This window comes from Pseudomonas hygromyciniae (assembly GCF_016925675.1).
Taxonomy (GTDB): Bacteria; Pseudomonadota; Gammaproteobacteria; order Pseudomonadales; family Pseudomonadaceae; genus Aquipseudomonas; species Aquipseudomonas hygromyciniae.
In genome coordinates this window covers 4231772-4254857 of the sequence record NZ_CP070506.1, presented here as the reverse complement: position 1 = coordinate 4254857, position 23086 = coordinate 4231772, and the positions used below count along the sequence as shown (strand labels likewise).

The 23086-nt window shown below is 58.2% G+C and carries 27 protein-coding genes and 1 tRNA gene; 13 read left to right on the top strand and 15 right to left on the bottom strand.

Annotated features, from left to right (window positions below):
- Positions 1-4 precede the first annotated feature (4 nt).
- On the top strand, positions 5-2149 hold the full coding sequence (locus JTY93_RS18935) for a 3-hydroxyacyl-CoA dehydrogenase NAD-binding domain-containing protein (protein ID WP_205479503.1): 2145 nt from the start codon (positions 5-7) through the stop codon (positions 2147-2149).
- 292 nt (positions 2150-2441) lie between these two features.
- The gene (locus JTY93_RS18930) at positions 2442-3164 is read left to right on the top strand and encodes an amidotransferase (protein ID WP_205477225.1); all 723 of its coding nucleotides are present in this window, start codon (positions 2442-2444) and stop codon (positions 3162-3164) included.
- Positions 3165-3188: 24 nt separating this feature from the next.
- On the opposite strand, the gene JTY93_RS18925 is transcribed toward JTY93_RS18930, so the two are convergent.
- The 3 genes from JTY93_RS18925 to JTY93_RS18915 form a co-directional block, all read right to left on the bottom strand.
- Entirely contained in the window at positions 3189-4160 is a 972-nt protein-coding gene (locus JTY93_RS18925; protein ID WP_169992677.1) for a magnesium and cobalt transport protein CorA, read from the bottom strand.
- Between the two features lie 83 nt (positions 4161-4243).
- A complete protein-coding gene (locus tag JTY93_RS18920) occupies positions 4244-4972 on the bottom strand; it encodes a lysophospholipid acyltransferase family protein (protein WP_205477226.1) in 729 nt (242 codons plus the stop codon).
- 216 nt (positions 4973-5188) lie between these two features.
- Positions 5189-5878, bottom strand: coding sequence for a crotonase/enoyl-CoA hydratase family protein (locus JTY93_RS18915; protein ID WP_169992675.1), 690 nt, complete (start codon positions 5876-5878; stop codon positions 5189-5191).
- Positions 5879-6211: 333 nt separating this feature from the next.
- Between JTY93_RS18915 and JTY93_RS18910 the strand changes: the two genes are divergently transcribed.
- A tRNA-Ser gene (locus tag JTY93_RS18910) sits at positions 6212-6301 on the top strand.
- A 131-nt stretch (positions 6302-6432) separates the two neighbouring features.
- Here the strand turns inward: JTY93_RS18910 and JTY93_RS18905 are convergent.
- Positions 6433-6615 carry a hypothetical protein gene (locus tag JTY93_RS18905; protein ID WP_205477227.1) on the bottom strand — a complete coding sequence of 61 codons (183 nt, stop codon included), beginning with the start codon at positions 6613-6615 and terminating at the stop codon, positions 6433-6435.
- A gap of 242 nt (positions 6616-6857) precedes the next feature.
- Here JTY93_RS18905 and JTY93_RS18900 point away from each other — a divergent pair, with 242 nt between their 5' ends.
- Positions 6858-7157, top strand: coding sequence for a hypothetical protein (locus JTY93_RS18900; protein ID WP_205477228.1), 300 nt, complete (start codon positions 6858-6860; stop codon positions 7155-7157).
- Positions 7158-7257: 100 nt separating this feature from the next.
- Here JTY93_RS18900 and JTY93_RS18895 read toward each other — a convergent pair whose 3' ends face one another.
- From JTY93_RS18895 to JTY93_RS18860, 8 genes are all read right to left on the bottom strand, one after another.
- Positions 7258-8442 carry an Arm DNA-binding domain-containing protein gene (locus JTY93_RS18895; protein ID WP_205477229.1) on the bottom strand — a complete coding sequence of 395 codons (1185 nt, stop codon included), beginning with the start codon at positions 8440-8442 and terminating at the stop codon, positions 7258-7260.
- Between the two features lie 269 nt (positions 8443-8711).
- Positions 8712-8960 (bottom strand): hypothetical protein, encoded by a 249-nt coding sequence (locus JTY93_RS18890; RefSeq protein WP_205477230.1) that lies wholly within the window; start codon positions 8958-8960, stop codon positions 8712-8714.
- A 66-nt stretch (positions 8961-9026) separates the two neighbouring features.
- Positions 9027-9320, bottom strand: coding sequence for a hypothetical protein (locus tag JTY93_RS18885; RefSeq protein WP_205477231.1), 294 nt, complete (start codon positions 9318-9320; stop codon positions 9027-9029).
- A 15-nt stretch (positions 9321-9335) separates the two neighbouring features.
- On the bottom strand, positions 9336-12134 hold the full coding sequence (locus JTY93_RS18880) for a toprim domain-containing protein (protein ID WP_205477232.1): 2799 nt from the start codon (positions 12132-12134) through the stop codon (positions 9336-9338).
- Between the two features lie 4 nt (positions 12135-12138).
- Entirely contained in the window at positions 12139-12372 is a 234-nt protein-coding gene (locus JTY93_RS18875; RefSeq protein ID WP_032863637.1) for a hypothetical protein, read from the bottom strand.
- 75 nt (positions 12373-12447) lie between these two features.
- Positions 12448-12813 carry a hypothetical protein gene (locus JTY93_RS18870; protein ID WP_205477233.1) on the bottom strand — a complete coding sequence of 122 codons (366 nt, stop codon included), beginning with the start codon at positions 12811-12813 and terminating at the stop codon, positions 12448-12450.
- Positions 12810-13289: a YmfL family putative regulatory protein gene (locus tag JTY93_RS18865; protein WP_240344381.1), complete on the bottom strand. Its 480-nt coding sequence runs from the start codon at positions 13287-13289 to the stop codon at positions 12810-12812. The genes JTY93_RS18870 and JTY93_RS18865 overlap by 4 nt, the downstream gene beginning before the upstream one ends.
- Positions 13290-13318: 29 nt before the next feature.
- The gene (locus JTY93_RS18860) at positions 13319-13519 is read right to left on the bottom strand and encodes a BcepMu_gp16 family phage-derived protein (protein ID WP_038448017.1); all 201 of its coding nucleotides are present in this window, start codon (positions 13517-13519) and stop codon (positions 13319-13321) included.
- A 92-nt stretch (positions 13520-13611) separates the two neighbouring features.
- Between JTY93_RS18860 and JTY93_RS18855 the strand changes: the two genes are divergently transcribed.
- Both JTY93_RS18855 and JTY93_RS18850 read left to right on the top strand, forming a co-directional pair.
- A complete protein-coding gene (locus tag JTY93_RS18855) occupies positions 13612-13959 on the top strand; it encodes a helix-turn-helix domain-containing protein (protein WP_038442398.1) in 348 nt (115 codons plus the stop codon).
- A 101-nt stretch (positions 13960-14060) separates the two neighbouring features.
- On the top strand, positions 14061-14237 hold the full coding sequence (locus tag JTY93_RS18850) for a hypothetical protein (protein WP_205477235.1): 177 nt from the start codon (positions 14061-14063) through the stop codon (positions 14235-14237).
- 61 nt (positions 14238-14298) lie between these two features.
- Here the strand turns inward: JTY93_RS18850 and JTY93_RS18845 are convergent, their stop codons facing one another.
- The 3 genes from JTY93_RS18845 to JTY93_RS18835 all read right to left on the bottom strand — a co-directional run bounded on the left by JTY93_RS18845 (position 14299) and on the right by JTY93_RS18835 (position 17454).
- The gene (locus JTY93_RS18845) at positions 14299-14547 is read right to left on the bottom strand and encodes an ogr/Delta-like zinc finger family protein (protein ID WP_080727692.1); all 249 of its coding nucleotides are present in this window, start codon (positions 14545-14547) and stop codon (positions 14299-14301) included.
- A 65-nt stretch (positions 14548-14612) separates the two neighbouring features.
- The gene (locus JTY93_RS18840) at positions 14613-15464 is read right to left on the bottom strand and encodes a phage portal protein (protein ID WP_240344383.1); all 852 of its coding nucleotides are present in this window, start codon (positions 15462-15464) and stop codon (positions 14613-14615) included.
- Positions 15403-17454, bottom strand: a complete 2052-nt coding sequence (locus tag JTY93_RS18835) for a terminase large subunit domain-containing protein (protein ID WP_205477236.1) — start codon at positions 17452-17454, stop codon at positions 15403-15405. Before JTY93_RS18835 ends, JTY93_RS18840 begins: the two co-directional genes overlap by 62 nt.
- A gap of 162 nt (positions 17455-17616) precedes the next feature.
- Here JTY93_RS18835 and JTY93_RS18830 point away from each other — a divergent pair, with 162 nt between their 5' ends.
- From JTY93_RS18830 to JTY93_RS18800, 7 genes are all read left to right on the top strand, one after another.
- Complete coding sequence (locus JTY93_RS18830) at positions 17617-18537, top strand: GPO family capsid scaffolding protein (RefSeq protein WP_205477237.1); 921 nt, start codon at positions 17617-17619, stop codon at positions 18535-18537.
- Between the two features lies 1 nt (position 18538).
- Positions 18539-19561, top strand: coding sequence for a phage major capsid protein, P2 family (locus tag JTY93_RS18825; RefSeq protein WP_133715328.1), 1023 nt, complete (start codon positions 18539-18541; stop codon positions 19559-19561).
- Positions 19558-20286 (top strand): phage terminase small subunit, encoded by a 729-nt coding sequence (gene gpM / locus JTY93_RS18820; RefSeq protein ID WP_205477238.1) that lies wholly within the window; start codon positions 19558-19560, stop codon positions 20284-20286. Before JTY93_RS18825 ends, gpM begins: the two co-directional genes overlap by 4 nt.
- Before the next feature lie 96 nt (positions 20287-20382).
- Complete coding sequence (locus JTY93_RS18815; protein ID WP_205477239.1) at positions 20383-20844, top strand: head completion/stabilization protein; 462 nt, start codon at positions 20383-20385, stop codon at positions 20842-20844.
- Entirely contained in the window at positions 20841-21287 is a 447-nt protein-coding gene (locus tag JTY93_RS18810) for a phage tail protein (RefSeq protein WP_205477240.1), read from the top strand. Before JTY93_RS18815 ends, JTY93_RS18810 begins: the two co-directional genes overlap by 4 nt.
- Positions 21277-21957, top strand: coding sequence for a phage virion morphogenesis family protein (locus JTY93_RS18805; RefSeq protein WP_205477241.1), 681 nt, complete (start codon positions 21277-21279; stop codon positions 21955-21957). The genes JTY93_RS18810 and JTY93_RS18805 overlap by 11 nt, the downstream gene beginning before the upstream one ends.
- Positions 21958-21968: 11 nt before the next feature.
- Positions 21969-23084: a DUF2586 domain-containing protein gene (locus JTY93_RS18800; protein WP_205477242.1), complete on the top strand. Its 1116-nt coding sequence runs from the start codon at positions 21969-21971 to the stop codon at positions 23082-23084.
- Positions 23085-23086 lie beyond the last annotated feature (2 nt).

The following is a 23086-nucleotide window of genomic DNA, read 5'->3' as shown; positions in this document are numbered from 1 at the left end:
TGTCATGACCGACGCCATTCGTTACGAAAAAGGCCAGGACCAGATCGTGGTGCTGACCCTCGACATGCCCGGCCAGAGTGCCAACACCATGAACGCGGCCTACCGCGAGGCCATGGCCGCCACCGTCGCGCGCCTGGACGCGGAAAAGGACGAGATTGCCGGGGTCATTATCACCTCGGCGAAAAAAACCTTCTTTGCCGGCGGCGACCTCAATGAACTGATCAAAGTCGACAAGCCTCACGCCAAGGCGTTCTACGACATGGTCCTGGGCCTGAAGGCGCAACTGCGCAGCCTGGAAACCCTCGGCAAGCCGGTGGTGGCCGCGATCAACGGCGCAGCCCTTGGCGGTGGCTGGGAGCTGTGCCTGGCGTGCCAGCATCGTGTGGCGCTGGATCATCCAGTCGTACAGATCGGCTTGCCGGAAGTGACCCTTGGCCTGCTGCCGGGCGGCGGCGGCGTGGTGCGTATGGTGCGCATGCTGGGCCTGGAAAAGGCCTTGCCATACTTGCTCGAAGGCAAGAAGGTCAGCGCGCAAAAGGCCTTGCAAGCGGGGTTGATCGACGAGTTGGCGGCAGACCGTGATGAGCTGCTGGCCAAGTCCCGTGCCTGGATCCTGGCCAATCCTGCGGCCAGGCAGCCTTGGGATATCAAGGGCCACCAGATCCCCGGCGGCACCCCGTCCAACCCAAAAGTCGCGCAGATGCTCGCCATTGCGCCGTCGATCCTGCGCAGCAAAACCAATGGCTGCTTCCCCGCGCCGGAGAAAATCCTCTGTGCTGCCGTGGAAGGCGCCCAAGTGGATTTCGACACCGCGCACCTGATCGAGACCCGCTATTTCACCGAACTCACCACCGGCCAGGTGGCGAAGAACATGATCGGTACGTTCTGGTTCCAACTCAACGAAATCAACGCCGGTGGCTCGCGGCCTGCGGGTTTTGCACCCTATGTCACGCGCAAGGTCGGCATCCTTGGCGCCGGCATGATGGGCGCGGGGATTGCCTACACCAGCGCATCGGCGGGAGTGGAGGTGGTGCTCAAGGACGTGACGCTGGCGGCGGCAGAGAAGGGCAAGGCCCACTCGGCGGCGCTGCTGGACAAGAAAGTCAGCCGTGGGCAACTGACGGCCGAACAGCGCGACAGTACCCTGGCGCGGATCCATCCTACAGACAATGATGCCGACCTGGCCGGTTGCGACCTGATCATCGAAGCGGTGTTCGAAGACCGTGACCTCAAGGCCAAGGTCTCGGCTGCGGCCCAGCGCGTGGTAGGCGCAGACGCGGTGATTGCTTCCAATACCTCCACCTTGCCCATCAGCGGCCTGGCGAGCGCGGTGCCTGATCAAGGCAAGTTTATTGGCCTGCACTTCTTCAGCCCGGTGGAAAAAATGCCGCTGGTGGAAATCATCAAGGGCGCCAATACCAGCGATGAAACCCTGGCCCGCGGTTTTGATTTCGTACTGCAAATCAAGAAAACCCCGATTGTGGTGAATGACAGTCGCGGTTTCTTCACCTCGCGGGTGTTCGGTACGTTCACCAACGAAGGCATCACCCTGCTCGGCGAAGGCGTGGCCGCGCCGATGATCGAGACCGAGGCGCGCAAGGCCGGGATGCCGATTGGCCCTCTGGCGATTTCTGACGAAGTTTCCCTCAGCCTGATGAGCCATATCCGCCAGCAAACAGCCAAGGATCTGCAGGCCGAAGGCAAGACACTGCCCGAGCATCCGGCTTTTGCGGTGATCGACCTGTTGCTCAATGAGTACAAACGCCCGGGCAAGGCGGCGGGTGGTGGTTTCTACGAGTACCCCAGTGGTGGCCAGAAATACCTGTGGCCAGAGCTCAAGGTGCGCTTTGAAAAGCCCGGCCAGCAGATTTCGGCGCAGGACGTGCGCGACCGCCTGCTGTTTATCCAGGCCATCGAAACGGTGCGGTGTGTGGAGGAGGGCGTATTGATGTCCACCGCCGATGCCAACATCGGTTCGATCTTCGGCATCGGTTTTGCGGCCTGGACCGGCGGGGCGCTGCAGTTTATCAACCAGTACGGGCTGAAAGACTTCGTGGCGCGCGCGCGTTACCTGGCCGAGCAATACGGCGAGCGCTTCAACCCGCCGGCCTTGTTGCTGGAAAAGGCCGCCCAGGGCGCAAACTTCTAACCCGTTGTGGTGAGAGGGCAAGCCTAATGCCGTTCAGTTAAGCGAACGAAATGCCCAAAGCAGCGAAGATCAAATGTGGGAGCGGGCTTGCTCGCGAATGCGGTGTATCAGTCAACCTATCCATCACTGACCCGCCGCATTCGCGAGCAAGCCCGCTCCCACAGGGGATCTGCGTTTAACTGAACGGTATTGGGGCTTGTCCCTTCGCCACAGGTCGGGCTTGCCTTGAGCGGGTATTTCAGGGCAGGCTGGTGGGTGTGCGTTATTCCCATCACCGTGTCAGGTATTTTTTATGTCGCTACGCGTCTGCATTCTGGAAACCGATATCCTGCGTCCGGAGCTGGTCGATCAATATCAAGGTTACGGGCAGATGTTCCAGCGCCTGTTTTCACAGCAGCCGATTGCCGCCGAGTTCATCGTCTACAACGTGATGCAAGGCCACTACCCGGCGGACAGCGAAGTGTTCGACGCGTACCTGGTCACGGGCAGCAAGGCGGATTCCTTCGCCACCGACCCGTGGATCGAAACCCTCAAGGCCTACCTGCTGAACCGCTACGAGCGAGGCGACAAGCTGCTCGGCATCTGCTTCGGCCATCAACTGCTGGCGCTGCTACTGGGCGGCAAGAGCGAGCGTGCGAGCCAGGGGTGGGGCGTGGGCATCCACAACTATCAACTGGCCGCCAAGGCCCCTTGGATGAGCCCGGTGGTGGAAGAACTGACCCTGTTGATCAGCCATCAGGACCAGGTCACGGCATTGCCGGAAAACGCCACGGTGATCGCTTCCAGCGATTTCTGCCCGTTTGCTGCTTATCACATCAATGACCAGGTGCTGTGCTTCCAGGGGCATCCGGAGTTTATCCACGATTACTCCCGGGCCTTGCTCGATATTCGCCAGCTCAACCTTGGCGAGCAGATCTATCAGCAAGGCGTCGCCAGCCTTGCCCGCGACCACCACGGCGTCACCGTGGCGGAGTGGATGATGCGCTTTGTGGCCCACAAGCCGCAGGTTGCCTGACCCTGGCCGGCCGGGGTGGGTAGGCTACAGCCACCCCGAGCGCTTGAAGCTGGCCCATAAGCCTGTGCACCCCACCGCGATAAATCCCAATACCGCAAAATAGCCGTAGTGCCATTGCAGCTCCGGCATGTTCTGGAAGTTCATCCCATAGATCCCGGCCACAGCCGTGGGGAAGGCGAGGATCGCCGCCCAAGCCGCAAACTTGCGCTGTACCACGCTCTGGCGCGAGGCTTCGAGCAGCACACCGATCTCGATGGTCTGGCTGGCGATGTCGCGCAGGGTCGAAAGGTCTTCCATCTGCCGTGTGACGTGGATCTCCACATCGCGGAAGTACGGGCGCATGTTCTTGTCGATAAACGGGAAGTCCAGCTTCTGCAGTTCCTCGCTGATCTCTACCATCGGCGCCACGTGCCGGCGCAGTCGCAGTACGTCGCGGCGCAGGCCATGCAGGTTCTGGATATCGCGCTCATTGAGGGAGTTGCACAACACGTTGTGCTCCAGCGCATCGATCTCGGCGTGAATCGCCTCGCTCACCGGCTGGTAGTTTTCGGTGACAAAATCCAACAGCGCATAGAGTACGAAATCTTCCCCATGCTCCAGCAACAGCGGCCGTGCCTCACAGCGCTGGCGCACATAGCCGTAGGACGCCGAGTGACCGTTGCGCGCGGTGATGATATAGCCTTTGCCGGCGAAGATATGGGTCTCGATAAACTCCAGCTTGCCTTCATGGCGCACCGGCGAGTAGGTCACGATAAAGAGTGCGTCGCCAAAGGTTTCCAGCTTCGGCCGGCTGTGTTTTTCCAGGGCGTCTTCAATGGCCAGTTCATGCAGGTTGAACTGGCGTTGCAGGTTGGCCAGCTCCTGGGCGTCGGGCTCTTCCAGGCCGATCCACACAAAGTGGCCGGGCTTGGCCGCCCACGCGGCGCCTTCATCGAGGGTGATATCCCTGACTTTTTTCCCGGCGCTATAGACGGCCGCAGCAACAACTCTACCCATAATGCTGATCGCTTCTTTACAAGTGGCAGTAACCGGCCAGCTTAGCCTGAAACACCACATTGTAGGAGCCGGCCTGCGGGCTCCTACGATTCAGCGGTTTGCAGTTCTTGATCCATGGCATCAATACACTCGACCATCTGCTCCCGGCATTTCTCCATCAGCCCGGGCATGTCATCCATCGTCAAACCAGCCGTAGGAATCGGTGCCAATGACCGGATGAAGATATCGCCACTGTTCCAGCGATTGAGCTTCATCTGTTTCACATAGGTACTGACGCACACCGGCACAATCGGCACTCCGGCGGCGATCGCCATTTGGAACGCGCCCTTCTTGAACGGCAACAACGACTCACCCAGGTTGCGTGTGCCCTCTGGAAAGACCCAGATCGACGTGTCCTCGTGTTGCAGGGTATGAGTGGTGGATAGCATCGACCGTCGCGCCTTCTGGGCATTGCCCCGGTCAATCAACACATTGCCCGCCAGCCAGAACAACTGCCCGAACAGCGGCACCCACTTCAGGCTTTTTTTGCCGATACACACGGTGCGGTAGGGCACCACGGTGCCAAATACGAACAGATCATAGTTGGACTGATGGTTGGCGATAATCACGCAACTGCTGGGCTTGTTGCGCAGCGAGTCCACTTGCGTCTTGACCCGCAGTCGCAGGATCCACATGGCCGGCAATGCATACAGGCGCGCACACAGGCGGCTGTTATCCGGGTTGAACGGCCGACACACCCCGAGCAACACCCCGAGCACACCAGCGATCAGAAAATGCATGCCCATCAATAACATGCGTAAAAAATAGAGCATCGACACGGACCATCGGGACAAAAGGTGGCGCAGTGTACGGACGTGCACTGTATTCGGCAATTACCCCTGTAGAGGTAGGAGATGGGCGATGTTTAAGCGCATGTTTCAACAGATTGAGTCAGATGCCATCTAGAGCGGTTGCAAGGTGATTCGGAACGGCGCGTAAGAAAAAGCCCGACACGAGGTCGGGCTTTGTTTGATACGGGCGTGGGTGACTCAGCCCAGATGCTCCTGGTCCTGGATGATCGCATTATCCAGCAGATCCAACAGGCCTTTACGCACCTTCAGCTTAGTGTGCTTGTGGGCGTTCATATTGATCTTCTTCAACTGCCGCGCTGCCTCCAGGGCCGCAGCCTGCAACTCCTCTGGCGCTACCACCTTGTCGAGGAAACCGGCATTCAATGCCTCCTGCGGGGTAAACATCTCGGCATTGATTACCGAACGATTAAACGCCGACTTACGCAGACGATCACGTGCCAACTCAATGCCGGCATGGTGCATGGTCATGCCGATCATGACTTCATTCAGGCCAATGCTAAATGGCCCCTCGACACCAATCCGGTAATCGGCCGACAACAACAGGAACGCCCCCTTGGCCACCGCATGCCCCGGGCACGCCACAATCACCGGGAATGGGTGCGACAACAGACGGCGCGCCAGGGTCGAGCCCGATGTCACCAGGCTGACTGCCTCTTTAGGCCCGGCCGTCATCACCTTCAAATCATAACCACCGGAAAGAATCCCCGGCGTACCGGTAATGATCACCACCGCGCGATCCTTCTCGGCCTGATCCAGCGCTTCATTAAACGCACTGACCACGGCAGGGGAAATGGCATTGACCTTACCGTTGCTCAAGGTCAGGGTCGCGATACCGTCTTCTAGGTGGTAGGCAATCAACTCACTCATGACGCGATTCCTTGTAATACGTTTAATAGAAGGGCAGGCCGCAGACGTTACCCAGCATGACCGCCCCGGTAAAGCGCCATGACTGACTGGCCAGTCAGCCTTTTCCCCAGCCGCCGGCCTGGAACAGGCCATGACAGCGCTCGCCAGCCACTCTGCACCCCTGTCGACAGGCCTTGAGAATGGCACAATCGCCACCCTTCACCCCATACCAGAGGGATGCAGGTCGAGATAACCGCCTAAGCGCATGAAAATTCTGAAAAAAACCTTTGCCATCGGAAAAGCTTTCGACTACATTAGCGCGCCTCGACAGACTGAATCAGTTTGACGAGATACGGTGAAGTGTCCGAGTGGCTTAAGGAGCACGCCTGGAAAGTGTGTATACAGGAAACTGTATCGAGAGTTCGAATCTCTCCTTCACCGCCACATTCTGAAAACGCAAACCCCTGATTTTCCTAGAGAAAGTCGGGGGTTTGTGGTTTTTGGTGTCTGAAAAATGGCCATATGGGACAGATCTGGGACAGATTGGTCGTTTTTCTATCTAGAAAAGAATCCCTTTATCTGCGGTGATGGTCGTTCTTGTCGAGCATCCGGCGCGGTAAAAAAATCCCATAGAATTTTTCAGGTTCAGATTCAGGCGTCGGTGGAAAGGGCATGGTGGCCAAGAGACGCACAGGCTGGTTGTGGTGAGCGTCCTGGGCAGTGTCGAAGTCAAAAGCCAACTGTTGGGTTATTTGCATATGTTTCTCCTAGCATGTTTTTTGGTTTGGTGCAAACGTATTGTACCATGCCGGCAGGTGCGATTAATTCGCAACGGCTACGCGGCCTTGGAGTTCAAATAACGTCTGTAGTTAAATCTGGGGCAGACAGAGGCTGCTGGTTGAAAGTTGGGCCGCTATGACGGTCGTGATCCCTACTTCTGGCGTACTAGCATGCTACCTTCAGGTTTAAGAGTTAACGCGATAAACATGAGGGGATAGCAATGGCGAGTATGGAAGAACTTTTTTTGCAGGAGCGCCTGACGGCGCTGCGCACTCAAGATCCACGCGTTGGGCAATTCACCGATGATCTGTTTGCCGCCCTGGACTTCAAAAAGATGGTGATGCGTGACCGAGACGTTGCGCGCAGCATGGTGTTTACTCTCTGTATGCCTCTGGCTAAGAGGCCAGCACAGGCCGGTAAACTGGAGGGGTGGCTCCGTCAGTTCGTCAAAGAAGGTTCGCTCAGCCAACTGCAGGCTGATGCGTTTTGGCAGCGGGCCAGAGAGCTGGTAAACGCTTAGGCATGAAAAAAGCCATCGGGGGCCCCTTGCAGGCCGAAGACAGCTGCTTTATCTCGATTTTGACGGCGTTTTACACCTTGATGCTGGGGGTAACCCGGGTTTACTTTGGAGCTGTGACCGGTGAGAGCTTCAGCGCCAACTGCAGCATTCCCACTACGTCAGGCCCGTCCTCGTTTATCCACGTTCCATAGTGCTGGCGGATCATGTTCCCGTTGGTATGTCCCATCTGTTCGGCGATCCAGTCGATCGAAGCTATCCCTGTCGTCAGCAACTGACTGGCGTACGTGTGCCGGCACTGACCAGGTCCACGATAGCGAACGCCGGCGGCGAGCAAATGAGCCTTAAAAAACCTGTCCCGAACCACGAAGTCACTGACGTGCGGTAGGCCGCTTTTCGTATTCAGAAAGACGAAGTGCAGCTTATGCTGCCGCACGGTTTTGTTGTCACGCTCAACGATATCAACGGTTTCCGCCTTCTTTTTTCGATTCAACGCATCGATCTTCCGCAACGCATCCCACGCCGGGGCGAGCAGGCGAACCTTGCGCGTCGATCGCCGAGTTTTCGTCACTCGGTAAGCTCCGCGCACCTTGGACCGACGGAACGTCACCGTGCCTTGCTCCAGGTCTACATCCTCCCAGGCCAAGGCGATGGTCTCGGAAACCCGGGGGCCAGCCCATATCATGAACTGAACCATCAACAGCTCTTGCGTGCGGTTGGTGTGAGTGTCCAAGATCTGTTTGATTTCCGCCCTAGTGAATGGGTCGGGTGCCTCGGGATCTGGCAGTCGCACCATTAAACCCTCGGTCGGGTCGTGCGCCACTTTCATCCTGGTGCGATAGAGCCGGAACACCTGGCGTACGTTGCTGATGATGTCGCGTATGGTCTTGTTTTTGAGTGTTTTCGACAGGGTTACCTGTATCCATTCCTGCAGGTCTAGGTGGTCGATATTGTGGATCTGTACCTTTCCCCAGCGCGGCCGTACGTGAACCTCCGCCTTGTTGGCGTAGCCCCGATAGCTGGACGCCGCGACGCTGTTGGCTTTGATCTTTAACCACAGGTCCAGGTAGTGGCCGAATGTGTTTTCCACCAACTTGACCGAGTTGGGAAAGTGCCGTGCGTAGTCGAATGTGCCGGCCTGGATTTCGTATTCGATGATTTCAACCATGCGTTTAGCTTGGGTCACATTGGCCGGTGTGTTGCCCCCCGGGATTGCTTCCCGGCATTTTTCCCCGTTGTATTGAAAATAGATTCTCACGGATTTTCCGCGAGCTTCGACCCCACTCATGTAAACCCCTAACGCTGTGCTCGTATATCGACAGTCTGACGATCGGAAACAAAAAGGCCCGTTTCCGGGCCAAGTATCTGGAAGCGCATCTTCTGGTGGACGCGGCTTACCGTTTCGGCTTGTGGTTACGTAAATGAGCATTCTGCAGCTGGCGTCGTCGGCTGCATTTCAGATGGTTGCCGTGGGCGCGCCACTTACCGCATTGGTCGCAAACGCTGGTGTAGTCAATGTTCCAGGGAAAGCGTCGTGATGACGTGGCAGGGGGGCTGTTAGACATGGCGCGATTTTCCCCGGGTTGCGGGGTTGGCCAGCAGTTGGGCGATCACGGCTGCATCCGTTTCGCTCAGTTCGCCCAGGGTGCTGGCCATCTGGCTCAGGCTTTCGAGGTGGATTCGTGATTCAGGGGTTTTGTGTACCAGGTAGCCAATGACGGCCGCGCCGATAATCGCGGTGGCCACCAGGTGCCGCGCCGGTGTGGTAGCCTTCGTGCCGCTGCTGCTTTGGTTCTGTGCTTGCATGGTGTAGCCCTCAGTGGTGGTTAGGTGTCGAGGAGCTGCAACTCCTCGGCACTGTTTCTTACAAGGTCAGTCCTTACGGGCCAGGTGAATCACCAGGTCGTCAAAATCCGGCTCATGTTCAATACATGACTGCCATTCCAATACCCTCAAAATCTGTTGCCTGCTGCAGTCGTCCACCAGGATTTCACGCTGGCCACCTACTGCCCGTACTTCTAGGATCTCCAGCAAACCATCCTCCCCATAAGCACCTGCCTGGATGACTGGCGCGCTTTGCCCTGTGAAGTCCAAACGGTCTTGCACTGACTGCAGCTTGCTTGTTTTGCCGTCGCCGGCACTGCCCATAAACACTTGGATTTGCATCGGTCTTGCTCTCCTTTACGCCTTGAATGTCCAGCACTTCACTGTCGTCGGCCGGGGTTGTGAACAGGGATTACGGCTGTTGAACGCAGCACGTACAGCGCTGTGAACGGCCTTGTTGCTATCTAGAAACTTGCGGGAGCGGGACTCTTTGAGCAGGTCGCGCAACGTGGCCACGTCGGCCAACTTTTGTTTGTGTTCGGCGGCGCGCTCGCAGAATTCATTGAGGTTGATTGCGATCACGGTCGGATCGCTGCTGTGGTCAACCACCGGATCTTCACTCAAGGATTCGAGGTAGTCGTAAACCTCCCAAAACTCGGCTACGGCTGCGTGGTCGGAGCTAATCGACGCCTGGCGCTCGATGGCCATTCGCACGATCTGGCGCTGGGTGGCAGCGACTTGGGGGTCACTCAATTTCAGTACCAGGCGAATGCCGTCCAGCAGCGAGAGCATTTGCGCGTGGTTTTTGCTGATGCGCTCCACGCGGATGTAGCCGCGCAGGTCATAGCCGCAACTGGTGCAATTGCCCTGGTCACTGGCATAGGCCGTGCTGCAGGCGAAGCAATGGGTGTGTAAACGGCGCAGCTTTGCTTCGTGTTCGGGCATGCGCTGAGCGAATAACTCAAGCACCGCGGACTCCTTACCCACGGCCCGCAATAGGAAGTGGCTGAGGGTGCCACCATCCAGTGCGTTCAACTGATCAGCTGCAGCACGGCTTTCCGGCGTGACGGTCGGGCGCACAAAATGCAGCTTCACAATCCGCGTCATGATCGCTTCGTGGGCAACCACGGCAGCGTTCTGGCTGATAGCAATAGTTCCCCTGAATGGCGGCTCGTACGTCTCGTTGCCTGCCGTCTTGACGCCTTTCGTGGCCAGGGTGCCGCCGCCGAAGAAGTCTTTCAGCTCGTCCCATTCAAAGGTCTTAGCGTGCGCTCGATCGTCGCTGTGGCGATCAGCTTCCAGGAATACCACCGGCATGCCGGAGACCTGGCCCATTAAACGAGAACGCCCGGCCTTGGTAGATTTCATAGGGTCAAATCCTTCGTAGCCTTCGCGGCCGAGTAGTTTCCAGAGGAGGTTCAACAGGGTTGTTTTGCCGGCGCCGGCTTCACCAGTGGCTTCCAGGAATGGGAACGACTGGTAGCGAGCGCGGATCTGTTCGCAGAACAGCGAGCCGAAAAAGAACACCAGGGCGACGAATCCCTGGGCACCGAAGCAGGTCCACAGCAACTGCACCCACTTCTCGTCGAAGCCCTTTGCTTCGCGCTGCAGCTTGATGGGGACGCCTTTCTGCAGCGTCTTAAGGCGCAGCTTGCCGAACTCGAAATAGTCCTCGCTGTTGACCTTGTAGGTGGTGCCGTCCTTGATCGCGATATCGCCATAGACGTAGCAGGCGTATTCCTTGCTGTAGCCCACGTAGTCGATGGTTGAAACGGTTTTGATACCGAACAGTTGGTCCTTCATGAGCTTGTCGAGCTGCTGGCCACTGCCGGTAAACATTGCACCCGCTGCCATGCCGAGAAGCCGCTTTTTGAATTCGCTTGCGGCCGACAGCTGGCCGCTGGTGAAGGTGTTTTTCACGCTTTCGGAGTCGTGCGGGAAGTCCACGCGCAGGTAGTACCATGATTCGTCCGTTACCTCGTTACGCTGGAAGTACAGGGCTTGTGGGTAGCAGTTGGCAATCTCCACAACACTGCCCGACTGCTGCAGCGCCTTTTCGCGTTGTTGCGCCTGGTTGAGTAACTGGTCGTCGTGGTTCTCGCTGTCCTCGATGTCGGACATGGCTCGGTTGAACTTCTCCATGTCCAACTTGAACCAATACAGACGGCTACCAAAGCCCAGGTGAAATTCGCCGCGCTTGTTCCAGTCGTACATGAGCAACGCTTTTTCCGCTGCGCTCTCTGCCAGCAGCAAGGCGCCCTGGTGACGGGCTTGTTTGAGGTCGGTAGCGATCTGGTCGGCACGTTTGGTGTCGTCCTGGATAAAGGTCCAGCGCTGATGGAGGTCGTTCCAATCAGCCTTGCGGCCGTCGCGTTGGGGGATTTGTGCAGACTCACAGACGAAACCTAGGGCTCGGGCTTCGCGCACCCAGCGCCGGGTGTATGCGTTGGCGCTGGGTTCGTTATCAAGCGCCCAAACCAGCTTGGGCAGCTTCAATCCCTCGCGGGCCTTAACCAGGGCCTTGAGCGAATCGCCAGGGAACGCATTGGAAGACATGGCCGAGACAGCAGCGATGTCGTTATGCACCAAGGCGATGGCGTCGAAGATCCCTTCGACAATCCAGATCTCCTTGGCCTCAAGAAGGTCTACGCAAGGCGGGCACCACCAGACGCCGCGATAACTGTCCTTGGATTTAAAGCGGGCTTTCATCTTGCCGAAGCGGTGGGGCTGATCAATTAGGCGTTCCCACCAGCCGCCTTTCTCCAGTGCGAAGCGCACAGTGGCGCTGCCGGCGTTGTGTTCAGCAGAGTAGAAGGTTTCCTGGGTGAACCAGCCTTGGATCAGCTCAAACCGAAAGCCCCGGGCGAACTCCAGGTAAGCGCGTGCCGTCGCGTTGGGGTGCTGGTCTGTTGCCGGCGCTCGCTTGCTCCAATCTTCAAACAGATCGTCGTACAGCTCTTTTACGTGCAGGGTGTGGCCACACTTCTCAGGGCGACCACAAATCACCATCCAGGGCGTATCAAACCGGGAATACAGCTCTTTCTTTTTGCACTTGGGACAGGTGCCGCCGCGCATGTAGTCGGTGCCCACGCGGTGCTTGAGCCCGAAGTCAGACTGGAGGCGTTGCAGCACGTCGTGGCGAAGATCTTCTTTCATGGGGTTACTTCACTGCTTTAAGGCTGTGGGACAGGGCTGCCATAAGGCGTTTTTGTGCAGCCATTACCGGGACGTGGGCGAGAATTGCGCCGTGACGCTGGCCGTCCGCAACAAGGCGGAACTGGTCGGCGTACCAATGCTCGTTGAGGCTCAAGCGATACTGTTCACGCAGGGCCGCCAGTAACGCTTCGGCCTCTGCGGGGGGCAGTTGAGTGGTGACAATTACGGCGTTTGCCATCGTTAAACCTCGATTTCGGGCGCAGCTCACCCATACCCACGGGATGTGGGGCCGGCGATTGATTGGGGGTGAGTGTTACGGGTTCGTGGAGCGCAAACGCACGTTGTCAGGGGCGTTCAAGATGCGTTCGTAGATCAGGCTGACGGGTACGGACCAGCACAGTCCCTTAATCGGATCGTTGATCACCACAACGGTGTCACTGCTGTAGTCCAGATCAAGGCGCTGTCGGAAGGCAATTTCCACCAGCTCGATGTGGGCAAGCGAAGTCAATTTGATTGCAATCGATTCCGCCACGTCGAAGCTGCTCACCAGGTGATTGATGGTGCGGTTGAAAAGCGCAGACAGGTCGCCCAGGTGTTCGGCTTGATGGCGCTCAAGGAAGGCCAGTGCAGCGTTTTGCATGCATTCCTGATAGTCCAGGGTATTGGTCTTAGCGTTCATATGGTTTTCCCCGACTTGGCGCGGTAGAGGTCGATGGCGGCATAGACTTCGGCAGTCCGTGCAGCCAAGTGGAGGGTGTGAGCGTTCTGTATTGCCTGGGCTTCGGCCTCGGTGATCACGCCATCATCAAGCGCCTGAGCAATGATCTGATCGACCGTTCCCCGCTTTGCGGCACTCTGTACAGATCGTGCGTACATCTCCACGTTATCCAGGTTCTCGGGGCTGGTGACAGGTACGAACATGCCGCCGTACATTGCCGCCACGTAGTTGGCCAAGTGTTGGGTGCCGGTAACTTGCTCCAGTTGGAAGATCTGGGAGTCTGTCAAAGGACGGCAGTTGTTGTTCTCATAGGCGTGGTTATCAAACTTCTTGAGTGGTAAACCGATTCGGGCGGCGGCGCATTCGCGGCCACCTTCAAAGGTGCAAATAATGGCACTGACAACTTCACGGCGTGTTTTTAGAACCTGGCTTTCCATCTTCTGCTGTTCCCTACGTGTGCTGACCATTACTGTGCGATCACGCCGTCTTTGATACCGAGTAACACGGCGGCGCGATGTGCCTCCCCCCGGCGACCTTTGATCCGACCATTCAATAGGTCGCTGACTAAATTTTTGTTCAATCCGTGTTTGCGGCTGAACTCCGCGATGCTCACTCCCTTGTGATCAAGAGCGGCCCGGGCTTGCTCGGGTGTAACGGTGGCGGGCATCATGTCTACTCTGTTCGTTTGTGGTTGTTTCTGTTTGTCTGTGGTGATTCTTGGTCAAAAAATTGATCAGGTCAAGTGTGGTGAATAAAAAAATGCTCATAGCTGACGGAGTAGGTGATCGCCTAAGGGAAGAGCGCGAGCGCTTAGGTTTGAATCAAACTGATTTTGGGACGTTGTTGGGGGTTAGCCGTGGAACTCAGAAAAATTATGAGTTAGGCGCCAATTCGCTGGACCTGCGCTACGTTTCTGCGTTGGTAGAACATAAGGTTGACGCGGGTTACGTGCTTTCTGGGCATCGATCTCCGCCGCCTGGACAGGGGCTCGCTCCTGCAGAGGCGGATCTGGTCGAGCAATTCAGGCGACTACCGCCTGATGATCAAAAAACTGTGCGGCGTATCGTTAAGTCCATGGCCGCCGAGGCCGCTGACCCACTCGATTAACTTGTAACAAACTGCGTATCTCCAATGAAATCGCTGTGTCAGGGCAGGGATCACTGCCCAATACCGTCGATTCAGCAAATGCAAAAAACGGAGTAGTACGCATGTTGGATCGCAACAAATTGGAAAGTAGTTTTTGTGACTCGGCGGGTTGTGAATGGCTGAAACTGACGGATTTAGAAATCCGGCTTATCAAGCTATACCGACAGATATCTGAAAAAGACCGTAAACAGGTTCAGCGCATTGCCGGCTATTTTGCTGAGCCTTCTGACATCGAATAACCTTCCTGACATAACACTGAAAGCATGCGCCGGCCTTCGCGGCTGGCGCTTTCTAACCGTCTTAAGCAACGCCAAGCTGATCGAACAGCTCCCGCTGTTTCGCCTTGGGCATATCCCTCAAACGATCGAACAACATTCTTTCGTATGACTGAGCGGAGGGGCTTAGCGTGTGTGAGAACGTCAAGTTTGCTACCCAAGTGTGCCCGCACGTTGCATCGAGGCACTGGCAATACAGCTTCGCAAAATCCTGCGATAGCTCTTCTCTGGAAGCAATCCGGCCCTTGTTTCCGCATTTGCATACAACTCTCATTGTGTCCCTCCCCAGGGCAGCCAATAGTCACTATGTTGCCATAAGTGTTAGTGGTAATCGCTGCTTTAGCCTTCTTGTGCAGTGTTATTGTCTGTTGAAGTGACTTTCTTCCAGCTAATACTCCTGTCTTTTCTCAGGATGTCATTCAGCTGATTGAACAACTGACAGATGGGCCGGATCTCGTTGCTGGTGTACACGCGATCGATCTTCTCAATGTCCCCAAACCCGCCGCTGTTTTCCGGGATGATTCCTGCCAGGGCAGGGTTCATACGCCAGGCAGCAATCACGTCGTTGCGGGTTATGTTCTTTACCTTCTCCAGCTCGTCTTTGGCCTGGAAGTCCCCCACGGGGATGATCTGGATCGCGTTTTCCTTGCCGTTGGGGATGTTGACGAACATCGAGCGGAAGTTGCCCACGCCCTTGCTGGCGCTGATCTGAGCGCGCAGGTTCTCTTCGTCTTCCTCGGTCAGGTCGGGGTCGTTGGTGTAGAAGATGTAGCCCGCGTGCGCGCCGTTGCTGTAGTAGCGCCGGCGGAACAGGGTTGCGGCTTCGTTGAGCAACAGCGCCTGCAGGCCGCCCAAGTAGTCGGGCACGCCGTAGATGTTCTGCTCTACGTCATAGTCCAGGACGTGCTCAATCTCGTCCTGGTCGAAGTCCATGTACTTGTTGTCGGGTAGCAGCATCCTGAAACCGCCATCGACCTTCACCCGCATATTGATTGCCGGCAGGTGCTGCATCTCCAGGACATGGCCAAAGGCGTTGCTGTCGCGGTAGAAATACGCTTCCCCAAACACCATGTAATCCAGGCCCGCCCGGCCCATGGTCTGCGTGCTGCATCCATCGGACGGGATGAATTCACGCAACAGCAAGTTGCGTTTGAACTTGGGAATGGCGCCGTGGTGCGCGTTGGCGCGCAACAGCTTGGCCAGGCCCGCCCGGGATACCGGCGGTTTGTAGATCTCGCCGTCGTCGCTGGGAAATACCCCCAGGTACTCGCCGATGTTGCCGGACAGCACTTGTTCCGGCTCCCCGAAGGTGAACGCCCGCATGGGCTGTGGCTGTTGCACCTGCTGGCTGGCTCGGGGTTTTCTGCGTCGTTGCTTGGGCATGGTTTCCGCTCGTGACGTAGCGGCTACGGCGCCGCTTGTTGGTGTTCAGGGGTTCATTGGCCAGGGCATGCATCACGGCCCAAGCGATATCGGCGTGGCCGGTAGCGTCGGTGCGCGAAGCGCTGTAGGTGACCTGGCCGCTGGTGGTGGTGCCGCGCTTGATGGTCAGGAAAGCCTGGGCGATATCGGTCCAGCCGGCGTCCCACTCGATGCGACTGCCCTGGATCGTGTCCTGAGCCTTGAGAACCAGGGTGTTTTTGGTTTCCAGGCTGTAGTGGATCGGCGTGGCCTTCGCGTAGAAGTCGCGCACCAGGTCGAATACGCCATAGCCCACGCCGGTGATATCAATACCGATGTGTTGCACGTTGAAACGCTCGGTAAGTTTTTTGACCTGGGCGGCCTGGTAGGTGAACGAATGCCCACGCCAGCTGTGCTTTTCCAGGATGCGGAATTTCGCCCCAGGTTCCAGTGGCGGGGCGACCACCACACAGGTCGCGTCGTCGCGGGTCCGGCTGGGGTCGTAGCCAAGCCAGACAGGGCTGTTGCCGAAAGGCCGATCCAGTTCGGGGTTGTAGTCTTCCCACAACGACAGGTCGGAATAGCACCGCTCTAGATCCTTGAGGCCGAACGCGCTCTGGCTGCTGTCGATGAACTTGCAGTAGAACAACTGCTGGAATTTGTCTTCGTCGTACTCCAGCTGCAGCTGCTCCAGGTCGAACAGATCGCAGCCGCCGGCGATGGCATCGTCCAGGGTGATGGTCTTGCGCCATTGCCCGTCCGGGCACAGTGCGCCTTGAGTGTAGGACGCCTCGGTGGGCCAGGTGCCGCCGATCTTCTTGCCGCGTTTGCTGTTGCGGAATTCTTCACCTGACCAGAACGGGTACGCCTGGTGCGACACGGCGCTGGGTGTCGAAAAATAGGTTTTGCGCCATTTTTTGTGGGTGCCCATGGCGCTGGCCACGGTGCTGAGTTTGTCGAAGTCGCGGATCCAGAAGTATTCGTCGACGTAGACGTGGCCGTGGTAGCCCTGGGCGGTGCTGCTGTTGGTGCTGAGGAAGCGCAGTTCGGCGCCGTTGCTGAGAGTTATCGGGTTGCCGGTCAGCTCAATGTCAAACCATTGCTTGGCAAACTGGATGATGTAGCTGCGGAAAATTTCCGACTGCGATCGGCTGGCCGACAGGAACACCTGGTTGTCGCCGGTTAGCACGGCATCCATGAATGCTTCGCCGGCGAAGTAGTAGGTCAGGCCCACCTGGCGGCTTTTCAGGATGTTGCGGATCCGGCACGTCAGCGGGTTTTGCTTGGCCGCGAACAGTTCCTGCTGATAGCGGTACATCTTGCTGATGAACTTATCCAGGAAGTCGACTTCGGTCAGCCCGCTGATGTCGTTCTTGGCCTTCTTTTCGCGCTTCTTCCCACTGCTTTCCCCACGGCCTGACCGTTCCCCACGCGCGCCCTGGCGGCGTTCCTGGGGCTCGCCGGTAGACTCCCCGTCCGGTGCCGTCGCCGGTTTCACCGCTTGCTTCAACAGGCGCTCACGAACGGTGGTCAGCCGGTCCAGCTCGTTCAGCTCGTCTTTGGTCAGGCTGCTGGCTTTGTCCAGGAGGAGGGTGATCCGCCGGCCGACGGCCGTCAGCGGTTCTTCGTCCGACAGCATGTCTTCCCACCCGCCCTGGCGGATCCAGTAATAGACGATGCGGATGTTGGGCAGGTTGAGCTGCGCCTGAATTTCCTTGGCCTTACAGCGGCGTAGAAACAGGCGTTTGGCGGCTTCTTTAACTTCGGTCGAGTAGTACATGGACCGCAGTCTATGCGGCGAAAACGCAGGAAACGCGGGGTTAAATTCCGCGATCCACCTATATGTCGAATATAGGAGGAGCGCGCAAAGCAACCGTTTGTTTGGGGCTTGTCAGCTCCCTATCGTGGCGGCTCATTCAACCGATTGAGCGCAGTTAAACCCATGCCCCGTTCCCTTGTTTCGTTCTGGAAACGTGTCGCCACCAGCGGAGCCACCGTTGATGGGCGCGTGATCCTTCCCCAGGAACTGCGCGATATCGCTGAAACCTACAAGCCGTCTTTTTACACGGCTGTGATCTGGTGCGATCACGAACGCTGGCCGGGCTCCCACGGCACCGTTTATGCCGTGCGCCTGGTGGAAGAAGCCGAAGATCTGGAGCCGGGCGAGGTGGCGCTGGAAGCGCAATTGAAGCCAAACGACCGCCTGCTGTACCTGAATGATCAGGGCCAGAAACTGTTCTCCAGCATTGAGATCACCCCGGACTTCCGAGGGAAGGGCAAAGCCTATCTGACTGGCCTGGGCGTCACTGACCAACCCGCTAGCGTGGGCACCCAGGAACTCTACTTCTCCCACAAAAACACCCGCGCTTCCTATTACGCCGCTTCGATCGAACTTGGCAGCCTGCAGGACGACAGCCCAGAAACTGCCGAAACCGGACTGATCAAAGCCCTGACCGGCTTTTTCAAGCGTTTCGCCGCTGATGTGCTGCCTGCCGAAACCACCCCACCCAAAACAGAGAGCAAACCCCCAATGGATGAAGCTACAGCAACGGCTTTGACAGCCCTGGTGGCACAGCTGCTGGTTGTCGCTGCCGGCCTTCAAGCTGTCATTGAACCCGCCGCCGCAGATGCGCCAGAGCCAGACCAGGAACTGATTGACGATGTTGGCGCAGCGGTGGACGAGATCGTTTCGACTGCCGAAGAAGAGCGCGAATTCCGCCGCAAGGGTAAGGGCAATCAGTCCGTGCTGGAGAAGCTGGACGCTCTGCAGAAGCAATTTACCGCACTGCAGAACACCCCGGCCGGCCGCCAGTTGCCACGCAACCCAGGCCCGGTAACCCCTAAAAAGCCGCGAGTACTCTGACATGGCCCAGCCGTTAAGCGCCCGTGGCGCCAAGCAATATGCCGAGCTGCAAGAAGCGATGGCCGAAGCGTACGGCGTCGAGCGATCGAGCCGCATGTTCAGTGTGGACCCCACGATTGCCCAGGAACTGAACGACGCTATCACTGCGAAAGCTGACTTCCTGGAGCGAATCAACGTCACCCCAGTCAGCGAGATCAAGGGTGAAAAAGTCTTCATTGGTGTGAATGGCCCGGTCACTGGCCGCACCAACACCAAGACCACCGATCGCGAAGCCAAGGACGCTTCGGCGCTGGACAACACCCAATACGAACTGGCTGATACTCAGTCGGACGTGGGTCTTCCGTACGCCAAGATCGATGCCTGGGCGAAGTTTCCCGACTTCAAAGAGCGTTATTCCGCCGCAGTGCAGAAGCGCATCGCGCAGGACCGAATCGTTATCGGTTTCCATGGGACGCACGCAGCTACCCAGACCGACCTGGAGAAGTTTCCCAAGCTGCAGGACGTGAACAAAGGCTGGCTGCAGCAGCTGCGCGAGCAGGCCCCGCAGCAGGTTCTGAAAGAGGGAACCACCGCCGGTAAGGTCACGCTTGGCGCCGGTGGTGACTACGCCAACCTCGATGCCCTGGTGCATGACACCAAGCAAATGGTGGACGAGATCCTGCGCGAAGACGGCGACCTGGTTGCAATCATCGGCACCGATTTGCTCGCTGCTGACAAGGCCAAGTTGTACACCAAGCAGGGCGACACTCCGACCGAAAAGGAGCGTATCGAAAACGCCCAGGTCATCGCGACCTATGGTGGCCTGCCGGCATTCAGCGTTCCGAACTTCCCGGTTAACGCAGTGCTGGTCACCAGTTGGGACAACCTCTCGATCTACTACCAGGACACCAGCTGGCGTAAGCAGACGATCGAGAACCCGAAACGCTCCCGCGTCGAGGACTACAACAGCCGTAACGAAGGCTACGTGATCGAGCAACTGGAAAAGATCGCGTTCACTGAAAACGTCGAGCTGGTGGTCGCGTGAGTCTGGCCCTGGCGCACAAGCGCCGCACCCTGGCCATGGGCAGCACTGCAGTGGTGGCACTCGCTGCTGCTGCAGGCTTGGCCTACTCGCCTGCGGATGCCCTAAGCAGTCCCGCCAATGCACGCAAGCACTTGCTGCTGCAGGAAGCGGCATTGGACCAGGATCTGGAGCGCCTGAGCGCGATGAAAGGAGCTTTGGCAGGACGCCAGTTACTCAAGCGCGACGAGTTGCTGCCCAAGTACCAGGAATACGTCCAGCGCTACTGCGAGTCGGGGCTGATTTTCCCGAATCGCGTTGCTGTGCAGGTAATGGTGTGGCTGTTCGATACCGCCCAGTTCGAAGACGCGCTGGAGCTGGCCGACTTCCTGATGGAGCAGGGCCAGAAGATGCCGGAGCGTTTCATGCGCCGCGACATCCAGACCTTTGTAGCTGATGCGGTAGCCGAGTGGGCCTATGACGAATACAACGCGGGCCGCAGCCCTGAGCCCTACCTATCCGACCTGTTGCCCCGCGTTGACGGCGAATGGAACCTGCCTGAGCAGATCCCGAGCAAGTACCACAAGTTGATTGGCATGCGCGCTATGGAGGCCGAGCAGTGGGAAACCGCGCTCAAGCATTTGGAGCGCTCCACCGAGCTTTACCCGAAAGCCGGCAATGACACCCGCATCAAAAAGGTCCGCAGGGCTTTGGAAAAACAAGCGGCCGCTAACCCGGCCTCCGAATAACCGACTACCCCCCCAGCGGGGACCTGTGGAAGTGAGCCGTCCATTTATGGACCGTCCCACTGAAAACAGGCTCCCCGCCCTATTTGAGCGGTCAGCATGAGCTTTTCAGGTAAACCCACCACCCTGGTGGAACTGGCGATCGAGAACGACGGCTTTTGGCCGAACCTCGACGTGGCCGAGTTCCAGAAGGGCTATCGCCTGCCGGCGGAATACCTGGTTGAACTGCTGACTGCTGAGTTGACCATGGCGATGGCCGAGGTCAACAGCGACTTGGCCAAGTGCAAAGCGCGCTGGCAGAGCCAGGGTGTCACCACCTTGGAATCTGCTGACCCTATGGTGCTGCCCGAGCGCACATTTCAAGCAGCGACGTACAAACGCGCCGTTTACTGCAGGGCAAAAGCCAGCCTGTTACCGCAGTTCGCGACGATCATCCGCCGCGACACTGCTGAGAATCTGGGCAAGGAATTGCCCGACCGCCCGGAAACCTTCCTGGCATTCAGCCAACAGGCTGTGCGTTCGCTGCAGGGCCGTGGCCGCATCACGGCGGCGTTGCTATGAACAAGCTCCGCGCCCTGACCACCTACCTGATCGGCCTAGACCTGGTGCTGCCCGAGCAGATCGACAGCTGGGCCGAGCAGGTCAACTTAGATTTGATCTGGAAAGACACCACCCAGGGCCTGCACATGGGCGATATGCGTTATCGCGCCGTGGTGGTGATCGAGCGATTCGCCGGCAACCCGGCGCTGTTGATGGCCCTCCTGGGCGGCTGGCTGGAAACCAACGATCCCGATCGGGACGACGATCTGCCGGCGCCGACCTTCGCCGTCGACCAGATCACCCCGGACGAAGCAGATCTGGAATTGACCCTGGAGTTTGTCGAGGCACAGCACTTGGCCGAAGACCCCAACGGTCTGGTCGACGCGTTCGGCAAAAAGTGGGGCCTGGTCACATTCGATCTGTGGACCGCTGAACACGGCGAGGTCCGCGGCGGTGGCGCGTAGCACTTTTGAGCTGGATGTCCGGGGCCACCTGGGCGTTCGCGAGCAACTGGCCCTGCTGAGCCTGCCCCCGCAGCTGCGCCGGCGTTTGCTGAACAACGTCACCAAGCGCGTGCGCACCATGAGCCGTAAGCGGATCCGCGAGCAGCGCAACCTGGACGGCTCGCCTTTTGAGGCGCGCAAGGGCGACGGCAAGGGCAAAAAGAAGATGGAATCCGGCCTGGGCAAGTTGCTCCAGGTCACCAGCGTGAGCGCGGACTCCGCAACCCTGGGATGGCGTAACGGATTAACAGCTTGGGTCGCCGCGCAGCAACACCACGGTGTCAGTGAGCGCCGTACTGCCGCGCAGATGCGCCGGTGGAACAAGGTTCCCGAGGGCCTGGCCGCGACGGACAAACAGGCAAAGCGTCTGCGCCGCCTGGGATTCAAGGTGCGCCAGAAGGGCAAGAAGAGCCTTTCCCGGCCATCGGTGGCATGGATTCAAGAACACGTGAACTACGCCAAGGCGGGCCTGCTGATACGCATCCTGTCCGACGAAAAGGCCGAGGGCAACGGCGCGCAAAGCTGGGAAATCACCCTGCCAAAGCGCCAGTTCCTGGGCGTCAGCTCCGATCGGGATACCAGCCTGCTGGTTAACCAGGTGCTGGAACAAATCCTCAACTCCCCCAAATAACGAGGCACTGCATGGCACTTGGCAAAGTCAGCGTTAACAATCTCAACCTCGGCCAGGGCGCCGTGACCGAGATCGAGCGCTATTTCCTGTTCATCGGCCCCGGCGCAAAGAGCGTCGGTAGCCTGATCGCCCTGAATACCGACAGCGACCTGGATGTCATGTTGGGTCTACCTGTCAGTGATCTGAAAACCCAGGTTGCGGCAGCCAAGGCCAATGGCGGCGACCGCTGGGCCTGTTTGGCGGCTCCGATTGCCGCCGCCGGCAACTGGGCTGATGCCCTTGAAACCGCTCAACAGCAGGGCTTTTCCGTCGAAGCGGTGGTGATCACCACGCCGGTGACAGCAGCAGCGGAATTGTCTGCCATGCATGACGCCGCGATGGCTGTCAGCAACACCTACGGCCGCCGTATGTTCGTGATGGCCAGCACCGTAGGGATTACTGCAGAGCAGACCTGGGCCGACTACTTGGGCCAACAAAAAGCGATCACCAAAGACCTGGCCGCGCCGCGTGTACTTGTTGTACCTCAGTTGCACGGCAATGACCTCGGCGTTCTGGCTGGGCGCCTGGCCAACGCTGTCGTCAGCATTGCTGACAGCCCAATGCGCGTTGCCAGCGGCGCTGTATTGGCCCTTGGCAGCGTGCCCAAGGACAAAGACGGCGTACCGCTGCCGTCTGCGATCCGATCGGAACTCGACAAGGCACGTTTCTCTGTCTCGCAAACCTATCCCGACTACCCGGGTGTGTTTTGGGGCGACGGCAACATGCTCGATGCGCCGGCGAGTGACTTCCAGGTGGTCGAGTACCTGCGTTTGGCCGACAAGGCCGCTCGCCAAGTGCGCCCGCTGCTGATTCTGCGCGTTGCCGATCGCCGCTTGAACAACACGGCCAACAGCATGGCGGCCGCTATCAGCGCGTTAATGAAGCCGCTGCGCGTGATGGCCAAGTCCACAACTTTCGCCGGCCAGGTGTTCCCGGGCGAGATCGAATCCCCGAAAGACGGCGACATCCAGCTGGTCTGGCACACCAAAACCAAGGTGGAGGTGTACATCAAGATCAAGCCCCTCAATTGCCCGAAAGACCTGACGGCGAACATCGCCTTGGACCTTTCCAACGACGATTCGGAGTAATC